This window comes from Nocardioides sp. zg-1228, from assembly GCF_017086465.1.
Taxonomy (GTDB): Bacteria; Actinomycetota; Actinomycetes; order Propionibacteriales; family Nocardioidaceae; genus Nocardioides.
The window spans coordinates 1,089,969-1,107,416 of record NZ_CP070961.1; the positions used below are offsets into that span (position 1 = coordinate 1,089,969).

The window sequence follows — 17,448 nt, forward strand, 5'->3', positions numbered from 1 at the left end:
TCGATGTTCGCAGTGCGTACAAGCGTTCGGGATACGTACAGGCTACGGGCCCGGGCGGCACGGGGACAGACGCCGGGGGCTGTCGCGAGGACCCGTGCCATCCGACCCTGCACGGTCGACGTGGTCCGGGACATGGTGGAGAACCGTCCACCCACCCCGAAGGTGAAGCGCGCCATGACCCGACGCCTGATCGCCACCACCGTCACGTGGTGCATGACTGTGTCCATGCTCGCCCTCCTGGCGCAGGGGGCTGCCGCCCCGGCCTCCGCGGATCCGCCGACCGGTGGAACCACGATCGCGACCGAGACGTTCACCGGCCGGTCCGTCGCGGACCCGGCATGGACCGCCCAGGGCGACAGCTGCCTGACGGGCGCCATCACCCCACCGCCGACGGGTGCCGCCAACATCCCGACCTGCGCGACACATCGGGTCGGTCCGGTGCCCACTCTCGGCCTCGTTCCCGGCTACCTGCAGCTCACCGACACGACCACCCAGACGGCCGGCAGCGTGCTCTACAACAAGCCGATCCCGGCGACGGCCGGGGTGACCATCACCTTCGACCAGTTCCAGTACGGCGGCACCGGGGCCGACGGCATCGGCTTCTTCCTCGTCGACGGCGCCACCAACCTGAACGCGACCGGCGCGCCGGGCGGCAGCCTGGGCTACGCACAGCGCACGGTCGAGGGCGAGGTCGCGGAGCCGGGCGTCGAGGGCGGCGTGCTCGGCGTCGGGTTGGACGCGTACGGCAACTACTACGACGACGGCGAGAATCGCGGGAACGGATGCCCCGAGGGGCAACGCTCGCCGTCGACCGCCGAGGGCGCTGTGGCCCCGAACGTGATCACGCTGCGCGGACCCGGTGACGGCTTCACGGGCTACTGCTACCTCGCCTCCACCACGTCCGCGGACGCCGACGACCCCGACGACCCGGGCACCACGCTCTCCGGGACGCTGCGCGGCCGCACCCTCGCGGCGTCATGGCGGCAGGTGAACATCACGGTGACGCCCGCGCCGGACCCGCGCGTCATCGTCCAGGTCCGCTACAACCCCGCCAACCCCGCCAGCCCGTGGGTCACCGAGCTCGACGAGCCGGCACCCGAGGGCCTGCCGAGCACCTACAAGTTCGGTCTGTCGGGCGCCACCGGCGGGGTCACCGACGTCCACCTGATCCGCAACGCCGTGGTCCGGACGGTCGACCCGCTGCCCCAGCTGCAGCTGGAGAAGCAGGTCGACCGCAGCTCGGGCACCCTGCCGGCCGTCATCACCGCCGGCACGGAGATCCCCTACCAGTACACCGTCACCAACGCGGGGGCGGAGAACCTCTCGACCCTCGCGATCGCCGACGACACGATCACCGGGCCGATCACCTGCGACGCCACCACGCTCCCACCCGCGCCGGCACCGGGGTCGACCACGGTGTGTCGAGGCACCTACACCGTCACCGCGGCTGACGTCTCGACGGGCGAGGTCGTCAACACCGCCGTCGCGAACGCCGTGAATCCCGGAGGCGAGACGGTCACCTCGCCGGAGGCCACCGTCACCGTCCCGCTGGTCTCGAGCCTCGACCTGGCCAAGAGCGTGCAGACCGACCCGCCGTACGTCGCCGGGCAGGAGGTCGAGTACCTCTACACCGTCACCAACACCGGCGGATCCACGGTGACGAACATCGCCGTCACCGACGATCGCGTCTCCCCGGCGTCCCTCGTCTGCGAGGCGAACGTCCTGGCCCCGGGTGCGTCGACCACCTGCACCGGCACCTACCTGGTCGACACCGCCGAGGCCAACGCTGCCGGGAGCATCGTCAACACCGCCATCGCGAGGGGGGAGACACCCTTCGGCCAGGAGGTCGAGTCGCCTGAGGCCCAGGCGAGCATCGGCGTCAACACCGACATCGCGATCACCAAGGCCGTCGACGACCCCACCCCGAGCGTCGGCGACACGGTCACCTTCACCGTCACCGCGACCAACAACGGCCCGGCGGCCGCCACGGACCTCCTGGTCACCGACCTGCTTCCCGCCGGCCGGCTCACGCTCCAGAGCGCCACCACCTCGGGGCCCCAGCCGTCCGCCTACGGCGCCGAGGAGGGGGCGTGGTCCATCCCCGCGCTGGCCGTCGGCAACGCCGTCACGTTGACCATCACCGCGCGGGTCGACACCAACGGGGTGACCTCGAACACCGCGACCCTGACCAGGCTCGACCAGCTCGACACCGATCCGTCCAACAACAGCGCCACCGTGACGCTGAACGCGCGCGCCCTCGACCTGGCCGTGACCAAGGAGGTCATCGGCTCCGGGGAGGTCGCGGCCGGCGAGCCGGTCACGTTCCGGGTGACGGTCACCAACCTCGGTCCGCAGCCCGGCACCGGCATCACGATCAGCGAGGACCTGCCCCCCGGCCTGACCTACCTGCCCGGCCAGTCGGGCGGCACCGGCAGCTATGACCCGAGCACCAGCATCTGGACCATCGGCGCCCTCGGCGTGGACGAGACCGCGACGTTCGACTTCGTCCTCGACACCAGCGCCGCGGGCACGTTCACCAACGCGGTCAGCCTCGCCTCCGTCTCGCCCACCGACATCAACAGTGCCAACAACTCCGACTCCGCGACCGTCGCGGTTCGCACCCCGAACGCCGACCTCGTCATCGTCAAGGGCGTCTCGCCGCAGGAGGCCGTCGTCGATGACACGGTCACCTACACGGTGACCGTCCTCAACCGCGGCCCCGACCCGGTGGGCGGCGTCTTCGTCACCGACACCGGCGCCGAGGGCGTGACCCTCGTCGAGGCCGACCCCTCCCAGGGCACCGTCGACCTCGCCACGCGTCGATGGGACGTCGGCAGGCTCGCGTCCGGCCAGTCCGCCACCCTCACCCTCACCGCTCGGCTCGACTCCGAGGGGACCAAGGTCAACCTCGCCACGGTCGACGCGCCGCTGCTCGACGACCCGACGCCGGAGGACAACGAGTCGTCGGCCACCCTGACCACGCTGGCCCCCGCGGTCGACGTCGCCGTCACCAAGTCCGTGGCCGCGGCCGGCGGGGGATCCGCCTCGGAGATCCCGCTCGGCCAGGACGCGGTGTTCACGGTCACCGCCACCAACACCGGGGTCTCGGGCGCACCCGAGACCACCGTCACCAACGCGGTCTTCACCGACCTCCTCCAGGAGGGGCTGACCTTCGTGTCCGCCACCGGCGACGGTGACTTCGACCCCGAAACCGGCACCTGGACCGTCGGGTCCATCCCGGTCGGGACCACGGTCACCCTCACCATCACCGCGACCGGCACGGTGGTCGGGCAGCAGAGCAACACGGCGAGCCTGTCCAGCCTCGACCAGCGCGACGTCGATCCGACCAACAACTCGGCCTCGGCGGTGGCCACCTTCGTCGAGCTCGCCGACCTCACCATCACCAAGACCGTCGACCAGCCGGTCGCCCAGCCGGGCGACACGGTCGTCTACACGATCACCGTCACCAACAACGGGCCCAACGCCACGGACGACACGATCGCCCACGACCCCGCGCTCATCCAGGCCAACATCACCGGGCACACCACCGAGGACGGGACCTTCGACGAGACGTCCCGCGTCTGGACCATCCCTCGGCTGGAATCCGGCCAGACGGCGACGCTGGAGGTCTCGGTGCTGGTCGGCGACAGCGCCTCCGGGCACTACCGCAACCTGGCGGCGATCCAGCAGACCCGGGTCGAGGACCCCAACCCCGACGACAACATCGACGACGAGGAGCTGTTCGTGCCGGTCGCCGACATCGCGGTCACCAAGGCCGTCGACAACCCCACCCCGGTCCCCGGCGCGACCGTCACCTTCACGGTCGGGGTGCGCAACCTCGGCCCCGACACCGCCGAGGACGTCATCGTCAACGACGTCCTGCCCGACGGCCTGACCTACGTCAGCAGCACAGCCTCTCGCGGCACCTACGACGCTGCCACCGGCGTCTGGGACGTGGGCCAGCTGGCGCCCACGGACCTCCCGGCCACCGGAGACCAGGAAGTCCTGCAGATCACCGCGCAGGTCACCCGCACCGGCCCGCTCACCAACACCGCCTCGTCCGACCGCGCGCGCGCCGTGCCCTACGACCCCGACACCACCAACAACTCCGCTTCGGCGACCCTGAACGGCACCGAGCGGCCGGCACTCCAGATCGTCAAGACCGCGAGCCCCGCCACGGTCACCGCTGCCGGACAGCAGGTGCAGTACACGTTCCGCGTCACCAACGTCGGCGACGTCCCCCTGAGCGCCGTCTCGATCGTGGAGGACGGCTTCACCGGCTCCGGCGACCTCCCCACGCCGACCTGCCCGCCGAGCGCTGCACGCCTGGCCCCGGGGGAGAGCGTCGACTGCACGAGCGTGTACGTCGTCACCGCCGCCGACCTGGCCACCGGTCAGCTGCGCAACGTCGCCCGCGCCACCGGCAACGGCCCCAGCGGCGGCGCGACCTCCTCCGCCCCCGACGGCGCCGTGGTCGAGATCAACCCGGTGGCCCCCCCGGTGGCCACCCCGTCGATCCGCACCCGCACCTCCGACCGCGACGTCGAGCCGGGCGAGCGGTTCCACGACCGGGTCCGGATCACCGGGCTCCCCGATGGCGCCTCGGTCCCCGCGACCGCCCGCCTCTACGGTCCGTTCGAGTCCCTCGCGGACGCCTCCTGCCGGCCCGGGACGCTCGCCCGCACCGTGCGGTGGCGAGCCGGCGCGGGCTGGAGTCGCACCGCAGCCGTGGAGGTGAGCGAACCCGGCGTCTACACCTGGCAGGTGACCACGCAGGCGACCGCCACGGCCGCCGCGGCCACCACCCGGTGCGGGCTCCCGCCGGAGACGACCACCGTCGCGAAGCCGCCCTACGTGGCTCCGATCGTGAGCGGAGGGTTCGCGGGCGTCCTGCCCGGCTCCGACCGCGAGGCTGCCGCCCGCGCGAAGGTGCGTGCGCCGGGCTTCGGGCTGAACGCCCCGGTCGTGCCCACCACGATCGTGCGCGGGAGGATGCGACTGCCCGAGAAGGTCGCACGGACCAGCTGGCTGCGCAGGTCCGCCGGCTTCGGCGACACGATCGGCACGTCGGTCATCGCCGGTCACGTCTCGGACCGGAGCGACCGTCCGGGCGCGATGTGGGGACTGCGGCGCGCCGAGCGCGGCGACACGGTCACCATCACGAGGGGCGGTCAGACCCAGCGCTACCGGGTGTCCGACGTCGCGACCTACGACCGGACGCGCAAGCTGCCGCAGCGGCTGTTCCGGACCACGGGCCCGCACCGTCTCCTGCTCATCAGCTGCAGCGACCGGGTCGTCTACCCCAACGGCCACTTCCACTACACGAAGTACAAGGTGGTGACCGCAGTGCCGATCCGTGCGGAGAGTGGACGCGTCCCGGTCGGTCCGTGAGCACGTGCTGCCAGGGGGCAGTCGGAGCCCCGCGGGGCGACGCACGGCCGCCAGCCCCCGGCGGCGCGGGCCACCGAGCGCAGCAAGGTGCCGGTCCGTGCGGAGAGTGGACGAGGACGCGGTCCGGTCAGTCCGTGAGCATGTGCTGCCAGGGACGGGAGAGCTCGAAGCGGCGGCCGTTGATCTCGGTGACGTCGATCTCGACGACGTTCCACTTCTCGGTGCTCACCCACGGCCGGAGGGGGACGTTCTCGGCCCGGTGCTCCTCGTCCTCCTCGAGCTTGCGCGCGCGCCCGCGCATCACGATGCTCGTCGCCTGGTCGCCCACGATCTCGTCGACCTCGAAGGCGACGTCGGGGTTCATCACGACGCCCAGCAGCTTGGAGCCCTCGGCGGTGCGGAACAGCAGGCTCCGGCGACCCGTGGCCGGGTCGTGGTCGACGGCGTAGTTGATCGGGGTGATGTGCACCTCGTCGGCCAGGTGGTGGGCCAGCCTGCCGAGCTCGTGAGTGCGCAGGAACTCCCAGCACTCCTCGGTGTCCATGCGGGTGATCGGCTCATCCATACCCGGACCGTACGGCGGGTGCGGCGCGATTGCACAGGGCCCTTGGACCTCTTTCCCCGACGGGGTGGCGCCGACGGGGTGGCACCGGTGGCTAGCCTCGGGGCGTGCCGACCCTCATGCTGACCACGCCCGACGGCGAGGCCGAGGCCTACCTCGCGACCGCGCCCGGTGGCGCGCCCGCCCCGGGCGTCCTGTTCGTCGTCGACGCGATCGGCCTCCGGCCGCGGATCGAGGAGATGGCCGACCGGATCGCCTCCTGGGGCTACACGGTCCTGGCCCCGCACGTGTTCCACCGCGCGGGGACCGCGGCCGAGCTCGCGCCGCGGGGAGACCTGCGCGAGCCCGGAGCCCGCGAGGCCTTCATGCCCGCCGCGATGGAGCGGGTCCGCGCGCTCACGCCCGACCTGGTCGCCCGCGACCTGCCGGCCTACCTCGCCGCGCTGCGCTCCCTCCCCGAGACGCGGGGCGAGGAGGTGGGGGCCACCGGCTACTGCATGGGTGCGCGCATCGCCGTGCGCGCGGCCGGGATGGACCCCGGCGTCGTCGCCGTGGGCGGCTGGCACGGCGCCGGCCTGGTGACCGACGCACCCGACAGTCCCCACCTCGCGCTGCGCACCGCTCGGGCGGCGTTCGCCTTCGGGCACGCCTCCGACGACGCATCGATGCCGCCCGAGGCCGTCGCGGCCCTCGGCGCCGCCCTCGCCGAGGCCGGGCTGACGGCGCGCAACGAGGTCTTCCCGGGCCCCCACGGCTACGCCATGGCCGACACCTCGATGTACGACGAGGAGTCCTGTGAGCGCCACTTCGCCAGCCTCCGGTCGCTGCTCGACACCGCCCTCGGCGCACCGGACCCGCGGGGGATGGTCGTCCCATGACCCCGGTCGTCCGCCCTGCCCGCCCGCCCCGCCTCCGGCTCCGCCTCCCGTTGGCCGTGGCCGGTGCGCTCACGGCCGCCGTGCTGGCCGGGTGCAGCGGCGGCGACGGGGACGGTCGCGACGGGCAGGTCGAGGAGGACCACACCCATGCGCCCGGCCAGGGCCACACGTCACTGGCCGTCGGCGACGGCACCCGGGCGAGCGAGGTGGGCTACTCGCTCACCGGCGTGCGGGTGCGCGAGCGGGACGGCGGCATCGGCGAGCTGCGCTTCCGGATCGAGGACCACCGGGGCGAGCCGGTCACCGAGTTCGTCGAGGAGCTCACCAAGGAGCTGCACCTCTACGTCGTCGACGACGACCTCACCGTGTTCCGTCACCTGCACCCCGCGCGCGGCGACGACGGCACCTGGCGAGCGCCGTTCGACGTGCCCGACGCCGGCGGCTACCGGGTGATCGCCGAGTTCGTCGCCGTCGACGAGGGCGGCAACGGCGACCACGTCGTGCTGGGCAGGAGGCTGGCGCTGCCCGAGGGCGACCCGGGCGACACCGCGGCGGAGGACCGGGCCGTCACGGTCGCGGTCTCCCAGGCGCCCGTCGCGGGGCGCGACGGCGAGCTCCGGCTCGTCGTGCGCGACGCGGAGGGGAGACCGGTGGAGCTGGGCACCTACCTCGGCGCCTACAGCCACGTCACCGGCTTCCACCGCGAGAGCGGGGCGATGGTGCACCTGCACCCGCTCGCCGCCCCCGACGTCACCGAGGACGGCTCGGAGCTGACCTTCCACGCCGAGATCCCGGAGCCGGGCGACTACCGGCTGTTCGCCCAGGTGCGCGTGGACGGCTTCCTGCACACGGTGCCGGTCGAGCTCACGGTCGCACGGTCAGCCTGAGCGTCGTCACCGGGTTGTCGAAGGGGCTCAGCGCGACGCTGACCTGCACCTCCCACTCGCCGGCCCGGGGCACCACGACCTCGCCCCGGTAGGTGCCGGCGGCGATCGGCGTGACCGTCACCGTGCCGATGTCGAGGCCGTCGGTGCGCATCTCGACGACGGGGTTGACGGGCGGGTCGTACGGCTCGCCCGCGGCGTCCTGCACCTGCACGAGCAGGGTGTTGGGGCCCGTGCGACGTGGGTCCAGCACGGCGAGCACGCGGAGGTCGCCCGCGGTGGCCGTGCCGACGCCGGTCGTGCCGGACACCGGGGCGACCGAGGCCGCCCGCGGCGACTGGTTGACGAGGACGCCGGTGATGGCGAGCAGGACGACCAGCAGCGCCGCCTCCACCCGCACCGTGCGGGTCACGGCGGCGGCGGCCCGCTCGCGGTCGCCGAAGCCCACGGCGCGGGTGACCGCGGGGAGCGTCCGCCACCGGTTCCAGCCGCCGAGCGCCGCGACGAGCAGCGCGACCCCCACCTTGGCCAGCAGCAGCCAGCCGTAGCGGGTCGCGACCAGGGCGCCCCACGAGCCGAGGATCCGCCAGCCGAGCAGCGTCCCCGTCGCGGCGACGGCGAGCAGCACGCCGGCGGCCAGGGAGGAGAAGCGTGCCAGCGTGGCCGCCGCGACCACCTCGCGCCCGGCCAGGGCGCGCAGGCTGAGGGCCAGGCCGACGAGGCCGCCGAGCCAGGTGGCTCCGGCGACGAGGTGGAGGACGTCGGCCGCGACGAGCAGCGGCGTCGGCGCGAAGGCGCGGGTGTGGCCGACGAGCGAGGGGCCCGCCAGTGCCAGCACGGCGGCCCCGACCAGGAGTGCGCCGCCGGCCCGGCTCGGCGGGGAGTCGGTGGTCGTCCGGACGAGCAGTCCCATCCCCACGACGACCAGCACCGCGCCGAGCACCTCGTTGACGACGAGGCCGGGGTCGAGCGCGGAGGCGACGTCGGTGAGCTCGAGGCCCTGACCGTAGACCGCGGCCACCGGGACCTGCAGCACCGCGCCCACGGCGCCCGCGGCGGCGGCGTACGTCATCAGCCGGCGCAGCCGGGCCCGCGTGGTGGTGCCCGGCCACGTCCGGGGGAGCACCTGTGCGACGAAGAGGGCGAGTCCCGCCGCGAGCAGGAGCCCCACCAGCGTCACGATGCTCAGGACGTCGCGCAGCACGGTCACGGCGGCCGACGACGTCTCTGCCTCCGGCGGCGCGGACACGGAGGCGCTGGGCGCGCCCACCGAGAACGTCAGCGCCCCGGCGACGGGGTGGCCGTCGCCGGACAGCACGTTCCACGACACGACGTAGCTGCCGTCGGCGAGGTCGGCGGCGCCCGGCAGCTCGACGGTGACCTCGGTGCCGCTCGCGCCGGCGGTCGCCTCGACGGGCTCGCCGGCGGCGTCGTAGACCGCGATCTCCTGCGCGGTCAGCCGCACCGGCTCGTTGAAGGTGAGCGTCACCACCTCGGGCGCCGTCTCGACGACCGCCCCCTCGGCGGGGTCGCTGTCGACCAGCTCGGCGTGCGCCGACGCGGGGGCCGCGCCGAGCACGACGAGCGCGAGCGCGACCAGCACGGCGCCCACCCGTGACCCCAGGGAGAGGGCCGGGCGGCGCCGCGCCGGTCGCGCCGACGTGGTCACGTGGTGGTGCGCGTCCTGGCCAGCGCGAGACCGCCGGCGGCGAGGCCCAGCAGCCCGGCGACGAGGCCCGCCCAGCCGAGGGCGGACGAGCCGTCGTCGTCCGCGTCGTCGGCGACCGGGTCGTCATCGGAGTCGGTGTCGTCCGCGTCGGCGGCCGGCTCGGCGGCCGCGCCGTGGCCGCCTCCCTCGGCGGGCAGCACCTCGAACGACGGGGCCGGGCTCTCGAGCTCGTCGGGGTCCTGGCCGTCGGCGGGGACCTGGGTCCAGCCGGTCTCGCCCTTCTGGCAGGTCTGGACGGTCGGGAAGGCGAGCACCTCGCCCTCGGTGTCGGGCACCTGGAAGGACAGCTCGAACGCGTCGCGCTGGCCCTCGGGGAGGGGGGTGCGGGCCGTGTAGACGATGGAGCCGACCCGCTCGGTCACCTCGTTGCCGTGGCTGTCGGTGAGCGGCTCGTCGAGCTCGTCGCGCACGACCTCGACGTCGTAGAGGGGGTGGCGGGTCGGGGTCGCCGACAGCACCGACTCCGGGAGCTGGATCTCGAGCCTGCGCGTGGGCGAGCCCTCGCAGCCGTGGCCGACGCTGAACGTGACGATGGAGTAGGAGCCCGCGGCCGCGGTCGACGGCGTCGCCGTGACGTGGGCGCCGGCGGGCTGGACGAGCGAGAGGGCGACGGCTGCCGTGGCGGCCGGGAGCACGCCGAGGCGCGCGAGGGTACGGATGGACATGTCTCTCCTGGGATGTGGTGCGGGTCTGGGGGTCGTGTCGACCACCCGAGCCCGGACCGGGCTCAGGCGGACAGGACCGCCGGGGGCGGCCCGCGCCGGGGCGGGACGAGCAGGAGGACGGGGGTCGAGTGCGCCGGCGGCTCGGCCGGGCGGACCAGCCGGACGGCGACCGGCGGCGCGGACCGGGCCCGCAGGTGTACGGCATACGACGCGGCGCGGCGCCCGGCCCACCACAGCGCCGCCACCAGCACGGCGACGAACACGTGCGCGGCGAGCATCTGCCACGACCAGCCAGAGGTCGCGGCGACGGCGGGGTGCGCGTGGGCGGGCACGGCGTCGGAGTGGTGGTGGCCGACCAGGCCGAAGGACTGGTGCACGCCGAGCTGGGCGGCGGCCACCGCGGGGAGCAGCGCCCAGCCGGGCACGCCGCGGCGGAAGACCAGCAGGCTGGCGCCGAGGACGACGCCGGCGACGAGCGCGAGGCCGGGACCGGTGGGGACGGTGCCGCCGGCCCAGGTGTGGGCGGCGGCAGCCCCGGTGACGGTCGCGACCGTCGCCGTCAGGGCGCGGGGGAGGGCGTGGGGCGCACGTGCGTGCGCGAGCCTCGCCTCCCATTCCACGCGGTCATGATGGCAGAGCCGCGTCCCCGGTGGGGGATCGGCTCACCACCCGTGCGAACGCCCCGGACGCCGGTAGTCGGTGTGCCCGTGGCGGCGCTGGTGCGCCGGGCCGCGGCGCCGGTGCGCGAACCACATCACCGGGAAGATCAGCAGGAACAGCGGCGCCTCGAGGAGCACGCTCAGCGCGAGGAGTATCACCAGCACCGGCAGCAACGGGACGCGGAAGCGGGGGCCGGCCGTGCGTGCGCGGGCCGTGCGTGCGGTGGACGCCGGAGCGCGGGTCGGGTGCGGCGCCGGCAGCCGCGGCAGGTCGCTGAACAGGACGGCCAGGTCGGCCCGGGTGCGCGCCGTCCAGATCGCGTCGAGCCGCTCGTCGTACTCCTCGTGGTCGAGCCGGCCGTCGGTGTAGTGCAGGGCCAGGTCGGCCATCGCCCGCTCCCGGTCGCTGTCGGCGATGCGCACCCGAGGGTCGGGCGCAGTCATCGCTCGCCGTCCCGCCCGTCGGCGAGGATGCCGTAGAGCCTGCGGCGCGTGTCGACGAGGACGTCGAGCGCCGCCTTCCTCTGCTGGTCCGAGCCCTGGGTGGCGAGCTGCCACACGGCGCTGACCACCTGCCCGATCTCGCTCTTGATGTCGGCGTGCCCGGACGGCTGCTCGGGAGCGGTCTCCTGGGTGGGGGTGAAGGGGGCCCAGACGGCGGCGAGCTCGCTGCCGTTGTCCTCGGCCCAGGCGACGCCGGCGTCGGTGAGCCGGATGGTGCGACGGCCGCGGGCGTCGTCGGCCTCGACGAGGCCCTCGTCCTGCAGCTGCTGGATGGTCGGGTAGACCGAGCCGGGGGAGGGGCGCCACTCGCCGTGGCTGAGCTCGGCGATCTCCTGGATCACCTGGTAGCCGTTGATCGGCTCCTCGGCCTTGCGGGCGCGGTGCAGCACGTCGATGATCGCCGTGCGCACGTCGCCGCGACGCACCCGCGGGCCGCGCTGCTGCGGGCGCTGCGGAGCAGAGGCGAAGCCGAAGATCTCGCCGAGCCACGGCGGCGGGCCGCCGGCGCGGCGGCCGCGGGCGCCGGTGAATGCGCTGCCCCAGCTGGCCCAGTCCTGGGCGCCCGGGCGCCGGTAGTCGCGCGCGCCGGGGTGGTCGCCGGGGGTGTCGTTGGAGGTGGCGTGGTCGTCGGGCTGGGCGGTGTCGTCGTCGCCGGGCCAGTCGGCGCCGGGCCAGTGGTGTCCCATGGGGTGCTCCTCGGATGAGTGACGGTGATCGGTGTCTGCGTCGGAGCGGTACGTCGTGATCTATCGGTGACGTATCGCGATATATCGCGAGCGTACGCCGAGTTCAGGGACCCGACAAGGTCCGAGCACGAACGGGCGCGCAGGGCGCCCCGCGCCTACGAGCGCGCGCGACCGGTCGGTGTGCAGGCCTGCTGGGGCACCGACGTGCCCTCGATGATCGCGTCGAAGAGGGCGGGGGCCCGGTCGGGGTCGGCGATGATGCGGTTGGGGTCGCTGGGCGCGGGCAGGTTGGGCATCGTGCAGGTCTGGCTCTTGCCGGTCATGGCGAGGGCGAACCGGCCGAGGTCGAGGGGGTTCATCTCCTCGTCGATCCGGATCGCGTCGGCGGCCGCGTCGGTGATGCGCCAGTAGCGCACGGGGTTGAGGAAGGTCCACGGCGAGAGCGCCTCGTCGCCCAGCGCGCTGATCACCTCGCGCTGCCGGGCGACCCGGTCGAGGTCGCTGAGCGCGGTGACGTGGCGCGAGCGTGAGTAGGCGAGCGCGGTCAGGCCGTCGACCTCCTGGCAGCCCTTGGAGATGTCGAGGCGGGCCATCGGGTCCTTCATGTCCTGCGTCGGGCAGATCTCGACCCCGCCGAAGGCGTCGACGGTGTTGATGACGCTGCCGAAGCCGAGCTCGACGTAGTGGTCGACGTGGATGCCGGTCAGCTGCTCCACGGTGGCCACCAGCAGCGGCGGGCCGTCGATCGCGAAGGCGGCGTTGATCATCTGCGTGCCGTGGCCGGGGATCTCGGCGAGGGTGTCGCGCGGGATCGACATCATCGTGCGACCGCCCGGGCCGGTGTGCAGCACGATGATCGTGTCGGTGTTGGTGCCGCCGCGCGGGCCCGTCTGCAGCGCCTTGCGCTGCGCGTCGGAGAGGTCGTCGGCCTTGTCGGAGCCGACGATGAGGTAGTTGGTGCCGGGCTGGTCGGCGGGCCGGTCGCCGGCGGGGATCGCGTCGACCTTCTCGATCCGGGTCCACTGGTAGAGCGGGATGCCGAGCAGGTAGACCAGCAGCAGGACCAGCACGAGGGGGATCATCGCGAGGCGCGGGCGCCAGCGGCGCCGCTTCGGCCGCGGCGCCGGGGCCGCGGCGGGCGTTCGCGCCGGGCCGGGGGGTGAGCCGCCCGAGCCGCGTGCCTCACGACGCGCCACCGGCATCACCCGGGTCTCGTCGGCGCGGGCCCGCGAGGGCTGCTGCGCCTCCATCCGCTGCGTGGCGTCGCTCGGCGGCGTGGACGACTGGCTCCCGTAGAGCCAGTCGTACTCGGGTGTTCCCTTCTCGGGCACCCCGGAGCCCTGCGGACGATCAGCCATGGGCGAAGACGCTACCGTGCGACGCATGAGCGAGCGCATCGAGCGAGCGGTCCCCGGCGCGGCGCGACCCACCTCCTACAGCCGCGTCAGCCTCGGCATCATGGCCCACGCGAGCGAGGCCAACCTGCTGGGCAACGTCCACGGCGGGGAGATCATGAAGCTCGCCGACTCCACCGCGGGGGCCGTCGCGCACCGGCACAGCGGGGGGCCGGCGGTCACGGCCGCGATGGACGAGATGACCTTCCTGGCCCCGGTGCACGTCGGCGACATCATCAAGACCTATGCGCAGGTCAACTGGGCCGGCACGTCGTCGATGGAGATCGGCGTGCGCGTCGAGGCGCAGCCGTGGGGCAACGCCGGCGACGAGCCGGTCCACGTCGCCAGCGCCTACTTCGTCTTCGTCGCCATCGACGAGGACGGGCACCCACGTCCCGTGCCGCCGCTGGAGACCGAGACGCCCAGCGACGTACGACGTCAGCGGGAGGCCGAGATCCGGCGCGCGCACCGGCTGGCCCGCAAGGCCGAGATCGACGAGGGCCGCGAGGACTGAGCCGGCTGTGACCCGATCGCACCCGCGGCCACGGCGCGTCGCGGGCCGGTGTGACGGGTGTGACTGGTGATACTGGGCGGGCTGACTTCCCCCAGCAGAGAGGCCCTTCGATGCCGCCCGCCACCCCCTCCGGGTCGCCGCAGCCGCGATTCACCACGCTCGACCGCGCCCAGCGCGTGCGGTTCCGACGCGCAGTGACGCTCATGCTGATGACGCTGGTCCTGCCGGGGTCGGCCCAGCTCGTGTCCGGCAACCGCCGGGTGGGTCGCATCGCGATGTGGACCTGGCTCGTGCTGCTGGTCGCAGGCGTGCTCGGGGCGGTGACGGCGTACTTCTGGCACGGGCTCGCGTTCAGCGCCGGCACCAGCACCACCTTCCTCCAGCTGCTGCGCCTGGTCCTGATGGCGCTGGCCGTCGGGTGGGCCTACCTGCTCGTCGACGCGTGGCGCCTGGGCCAGCCGCTGACGCTGCAGCGCCAGCACCGCCTCGCCGTCGTCGGCGTCAACGGCTTCCTGTGCTTCAGCGTCGCCGGGGCGCTGCTCTTCGGTGCCCACATGGTGGGCGTCCAGCGCCAGTTCATGATCTCGATGTTCGGCGAGGGCTCGGCCGTCGGCGCCAGCCACGGCCGTTACAACGTCCTGCTGCTGGGCGGCGACTCCGGCGCCGGGCGCTGGGGCCTTCGCCCCGACGCGATGACGGTGGCCAGCATCGACGCCGAGACCGGCAAGACCGTCCTGATCTCCCTGCCCCGCAACATGCAGAACTTCCCCTTCGCCGAGGGCTCGGTGATGGACGAGCAGTTCCCCGACGGCTTCGACGTGGAGGGGATGTACCTCAACGGCCTCGCGACGTGGGCGCTCGACCACGCCGAGCTGTTCAAGGGCTCGAAGAACCCGGGCGTCGACGCCACCGTCCAGGGTGTCGAGGGGATCACCGGCCTCGACATCAACTACTGGGCGATGGTCAACCTCGAGGGCTTCAAGGACCTGGTCGACGCGGTCGGCGGCGTCGAGCTCAACGTCCGCCAGCCGATCCCGGTCGGCCTGCCGCACGAGAAGACCTTCCACTACATCGAGCCCGGAAAGCGCACGCTCGACGGGCACGACACGCTCTGGTTCGCCCGGGCGCGCGAGGGCTCGGACGACTACTCGCGCATGGCGCGGCAGAAGTGCGTGATGAGCGCGATGCTGCAGCAGGTCAGCCCGCAGGCGGCCCTGCGCAACTTCGAGGCGATCGCCGGGGCCAGCTCGGCGATGGTCTCCACCGACCTCCCGCGCGGGGAGGTCGACCGGTTCGTCGACCTCGCGCTCAAGGCGAAGAGCCAGAAGATCGCCACCCTCTCGCTGGTGCCGCCGATGATCAACACCGCCGACCCGGACATCGAGCTGGTCCACGCCAAGGTCGCCGCCGCGATCGCCAAGGCCGAGGGCCGGGCACCGGCGAGCCCGACCCAGCCGGACCCCGCCGACGACTCCGACACCGCCGAGGCCGCCCCCGCGGGCGGCGACGCCGGGGGCCCGGAAGAGCCGACCGGGGACGAGCCGGCCGCCGACACCGAGCCCGCCGAGACCGAGCCCGCCGAGACGGTGACCCCGACCCCGCCGCCGGCCGTCACCGGCGGGTCCCTCGGCTCGCTGTCGACCGGCTACGCCGCCAACCAGTCGGAGGACCTGGGCGCGGTTTGCTGAGCGCGCACCGCCCGCCCCTAGGGTGTAGGCCGTGACCACCGGACCGCTGCCTCGCATCGTCGCGGTCGTGGTCACCTTCAACCGCCTGCCGCTGCTCGAGCGGCTCGTCGCGCGGCTCGGCCAGGTCGACGGGGTGGCCGAGGTGCTGGTGGTCGACAACGCCTCCACCGACGGCACGGGGGAGTGGCTCGCCGCCCGTCCCACCACCGGCGAGATCCCGCTGAGCGCGCGCACGCTGACGACCAACCGCGGCGGCGCCGGCGGCTTCCACGACGGCCTGGCGTGGGCGATCGACCGCGACGCCGACCTGGTCTGGCTGATGGACGACGACGGCCTGCCCGACCTCGACTGCCTCGACCACCTGCTGGACCAGGCGGGCAACCTCGACTTCTGGGGCCCGCTCGTGGTCGACGAGGCCGACCCCGAGCGCCTGGTGTTCCCGATCCGGCTGCCCGGCGGCACCCGCGTCGTGCACGCCGTCGACGACGTCCGCCGCGCCGCGCGGGCCGACCGCATCGACGGGATCGTCATCCCCTTCAACGGCGTCCTGGTGACCAAGGAGCTCGTCGACCGGATCGGCCTGCCCCGCGAGGAGTTCTTCATCTGGGGCGACGACCACGAGTACCGCCTGCGCGCCGAGGAGTCGGGTGCCCGGGTGGCCACGGTCGTCACCGCCACGGTCCGCCACCCCAGCGTCGGCAACCTCGGCACCCCGATGATGTTCGGTCGCACGACCTACAACGACTCGCCGAGCGACCTCAAGCACTACTGCATGGCCCGCAACAACCTGGTCAACCTGCGCGACTACCGCGGGCCCCTCCACGCGCTGGCGTTCGTGGTGAAGACGGCGTGGTTCTACACCTTCACCCGGCCCAGCCTGTCGCGGCTGCGGCTCAGCGCCTCGGCGATGCGCGCGGGCATCGCCGGCGACTTCGACGGCCACCGGAGGTTCTTGTCGTGACCACCCCGGCCGCACCGGAGACAGTGGCGGTCGTCGTGGTCACCTACAACCGCGCCGACCTGCTCGTCGGGATGCTCGACGGCCTGGCCGCCCAGACACGGCGTCCCGACGCCGTCATCGTGGTCGACAACGCCAGCACCGACCACACCCGCGAGGTGCTGCAGGCGCGCACCGACCTCCCGCTCCACGTCACCCACAGCGACGACAACCTCGGCGGGGCCGGCGGCTTCCACCTCGGGGTGCGGGCGGCGTACGACGCGGGCTGGGACCGCGTGTGGCTGATGGACGACGACGTCGTGCCCGCCCCCGGCTGTCTCGAGGCGCTGATGGCCGTGGACGAGGACTGCCTGATCGCGGTCCGCGAGGACCGCACCGGGGCCCTGGTCGAGAAGGCCGCCGTCGACTTCGACCTGCGCAACCCGCTCGCCATCAAGCCCAAGCGCGCCTCGGTCGACAGCACCTACGCCGACCGCGCGTCGATGCCCGAGCTGGTCGAGGTCCACAACGTGGCCTTCGAGGGCTTCATGGCGCGGCGCCGGGTGATCGAGGAGATCGGGTTCCCCGACCCGTCGTTCTTCATCTTCTACGACGACGCCGAGTACGCCGTGCGTGCACGCCGCGCGGGCCACCGCATCTGGGCGGTCCGCGACGCCGTGCTGGTGCGCCAGCTCGACTTCAACCAGCAGCACGACCTGTCGGGCTGGAAGGGCTTCTACATGTACCGCAACCTCTTCGTGGTGCACCTGCGCCACGGGGAGAACGTCCTCGTGCGGCTCAAGCCCTGGCTGATCACGGCCGTGGTCGTGCTGCTCAGCCCGGTGCGCGGCGGCCGGGCCGAGGCCCGCAACGTGACCCGCGCCATGGCGTCCGCGCGAGGCATGCGCCGCCTGACGGCCTCCGCCCGCCCCCCTCGATAGACTCACCCCGCGTTTC

The 17,448-nt window shown here is 73.6% G+C and carries 14 protein-coding genes; 7 read left to right on the forward strand and 7 right to left on the reverse strand.

What is annotated here, in order from left to right; genetic code table 11:
• Nucleotides 1–174: 174 nt before the first annotated feature.
• Nucleotides 175–5,391: a sortase gene (locus tag JX575_RS05205; protein WP_186341418.1), complete on the forward strand. Its 5,217-nt coding sequence runs from the start codon at nucleotides 175–177 to the stop codon at nucleotides 5,389–5,391.
• A 127-nt stretch (nucleotides 5,392–5,518) separates the two neighbouring features.
• On the opposite strand, the gene JX575_RS05210 is transcribed toward JX575_RS05205, so the two are convergent.
• On the reverse strand, nucleotides 5,519–5,956 hold the full coding sequence (locus JX575_RS05210) for a pyridoxamine 5'-phosphate oxidase family protein (RefSeq protein WP_186341419.1): 438 nt from the start codon (nucleotides 5,954–5,956) through the stop codon (nucleotides 5,519–5,521).
• 104 nt (nucleotides 5,957–6,060) lie between these two features.
• On the opposite strand from JX575_RS05210, the gene JX575_RS05215 reads away from it, so the two are divergent.
• Nucleotides 6,061–6,831: a dienelactone hydrolase family protein gene (locus JX575_RS05215; RefSeq protein ID WP_241005342.1), complete on the forward strand. Its 771-nt coding sequence runs from the start codon at nucleotides 6,061–6,063 to the stop codon at nucleotides 6,829–6,831.
• Nucleotides 6,828–7,718 (forward strand): hypothetical protein, encoded by an 891-nt coding sequence (locus JX575_RS05220; RefSeq protein WP_186341420.1) that lies wholly within the window; start codon nucleotides 6,828–6,830, stop codon nucleotides 7,716–7,718. The genes JX575_RS05215 and JX575_RS05220 overlap by 4 nt, the downstream gene beginning before the upstream one ends.
• On the opposite strand, the gene JX575_RS05225 is transcribed toward JX575_RS05220, so the two are convergent.
• From JX575_RS05225 to JX575_RS05250, 6 genes are all read right to left on the reverse strand, one after another.
• Nucleotides 7,696–9,327 carry a copper resistance protein CopC gene (locus JX575_RS05225; RefSeq protein WP_186341421.1) on the reverse strand — a complete coding sequence of 544 codons (1,632 nt, stop codon included), beginning with the start codon at nucleotides 9,325–9,327 and terminating at the stop codon, nucleotides 7,696–7,698. The two genes, JX575_RS05220 and JX575_RS05225, sit on opposite strands and share 23 nt — an antisense overlap.
• Nucleotides 9,328–9,380: 53 nt before the next feature.
• Nucleotides 9,381–10,109 carry a YcnI family protein gene (locus JX575_RS05230; RefSeq protein WP_186341422.1) on the reverse strand — a complete coding sequence of 243 codons (729 nt, stop codon included), beginning with the start codon at nucleotides 10,107–10,109 and terminating at the stop codon, nucleotides 9,381–9,383.
• A 62-nt stretch (nucleotides 10,110–10,171) separates the two neighbouring features.
• Nucleotides 10,172–10,729, reverse strand: coding sequence for a hypothetical protein (locus JX575_RS05235; RefSeq protein WP_186341423.1), 558 nt, complete (start codon nucleotides 10,727–10,729; stop codon nucleotides 10,172–10,174).
• Between the two features lie 42 nt (nucleotides 10,730–10,771).
• On the reverse strand, nucleotides 10,772–11,212 hold the full coding sequence (locus JX575_RS05240) for a DUF1707 domain-containing protein (protein WP_186341424.1): 441 nt from the start codon (nucleotides 11,210–11,212) through the stop codon (nucleotides 10,772–10,774).
• Complete coding sequence (locus JX575_RS05245; RefSeq protein ID WP_186341425.1) at nucleotides 11,209–11,958, reverse strand: PadR family transcriptional regulator; 750 nt, start codon at nucleotides 11,956–11,958, stop codon at nucleotides 11,209–11,211. Before JX575_RS05245 ends, JX575_RS05240 begins: the two co-directional genes overlap by 4 nt.
• A 155-nt stretch (nucleotides 11,959–12,113) precedes the next feature.
• Nucleotides 12,114–13,316 carry an LCP family protein gene (locus tag JX575_RS05250; RefSeq protein ID WP_186341426.1) on the reverse strand — a complete coding sequence of 401 codons (1,203 nt, stop codon included), beginning with the start codon at nucleotides 13,314–13,316 and terminating at the stop codon, nucleotides 12,114–12,116.
• A 25-nt stretch (nucleotides 13,317–13,341) separates the two neighbouring features.
• Here JX575_RS05250 and JX575_RS05255 point away from each other — a divergent pair, with 25 nt between their 5' ends.
• The 4 genes from JX575_RS05255 (at nucleotide 13,342) to JX575_RS05270 (ending at nucleotide 17,432) form a co-directional block, all read left to right on the forward strand.
• Nucleotides 13,342–13,866, forward strand: a complete 525-nt coding sequence (locus tag JX575_RS05255) for an acyl-CoA thioesterase (protein ID WP_186341427.1) — start codon at nucleotides 13,342–13,344, stop codon at nucleotides 13,864–13,866.
• Between the two features lie 110 nt (nucleotides 13,867–13,976).
• A complete protein-coding gene (locus JX575_RS05260; protein WP_186341428.1) occupies nucleotides 13,977–15,554 on the forward strand; it encodes an LCP family protein in 1,578 nt (525 codons plus the stop codon).
• Between the two features lie 31 nt (nucleotides 15,555–15,585).
• Nucleotides 15,586–16,515: a glycosyltransferase gene (locus tag JX575_RS05265; protein WP_241005343.1), complete on the forward strand. Its 930-nt coding sequence runs from the start codon at nucleotides 15,586–15,588 to the stop codon at nucleotides 16,513–16,515.
• The gene (locus JX575_RS05270; protein WP_186341429.1) at nucleotides 16,512–17,432 is read left to right on the forward strand and encodes a glycosyltransferase family 2 protein; all 921 of its coding nucleotides are present in this window, start codon (nucleotides 16,512–16,514) and stop codon (nucleotides 17,430–17,432) included. Before JX575_RS05265 ends, JX575_RS05270 begins: the two co-directional genes overlap by 4 nt.
• Nucleotides 17,433–17,448: the final 16 nt, after the last annotated feature.

What these genes read in the sequence shown, in the direction of transcription:
- JX575_RS05205 (WP_186341418.1), top strand. Translation starts at nt 175, where the DNA reads ATGACCCGACGCCTGATCGCCACCACCGTCACGTGGTGCATGACTGTG.
- JX575_RS05210 (WP_186341419.1), bottom strand. Translation starts at nt 5,956, where the DNA reads ATGGATGAGCCGATCACCCGCATGGACACCGAGGAGTGCTGGGAGTTC.
- JX575_RS05220 (WP_186341420.1), top strand. Translation starts at nt 6,828, where the DNA reads ATGACCCCGGTCGTCCGCCCTGCCCGCCCGCCCCGCCTCCGGCTCCGC.
- JX575_RS05230 (WP_186341422.1), bottom strand. Translation starts at nt 10,109, where the DNA reads ATGTCCATCCGTACCCTCGCGCGCCTCGGCGTGCTCCCGGCCGCCACG.
- JX575_RS05240 (WP_186341424.1), bottom strand. Translation starts at nt 11,212, where the DNA reads ATGACTGCGCCCGACCCTCGGGTGCGCATCGCCGACAGCGACCGGGAG.
- JX575_RS05245 (WP_186341425.1), bottom strand. Translation starts at nt 11,958, where the DNA reads ATGGGACACCACTGGCCCGGCGCCGACTGGCCCGGCGACGACGACACC.
- JX575_RS05250 (WP_186341426.1), bottom strand. Translation starts at nt 13,316, where the DNA reads ATGGCTGATCGTCCGCAGGGCTCCGGGGTGCCCGAGAAGGGAACACCC.
- JX575_RS05255 (WP_186341427.1), top strand. Translation starts at nt 13,342, where the DNA reads ATGAGCGAGCGCATCGAGCGAGCGGTCCCCGGCGCGGCGCGACCCACC.
- JX575_RS05260 (WP_186341428.1), top strand. Translation starts at nt 13,977, where the DNA reads ATGCCGCCCGCCACCCCCTCCGGGTCGCCGCAGCCGCGATTCACCACG.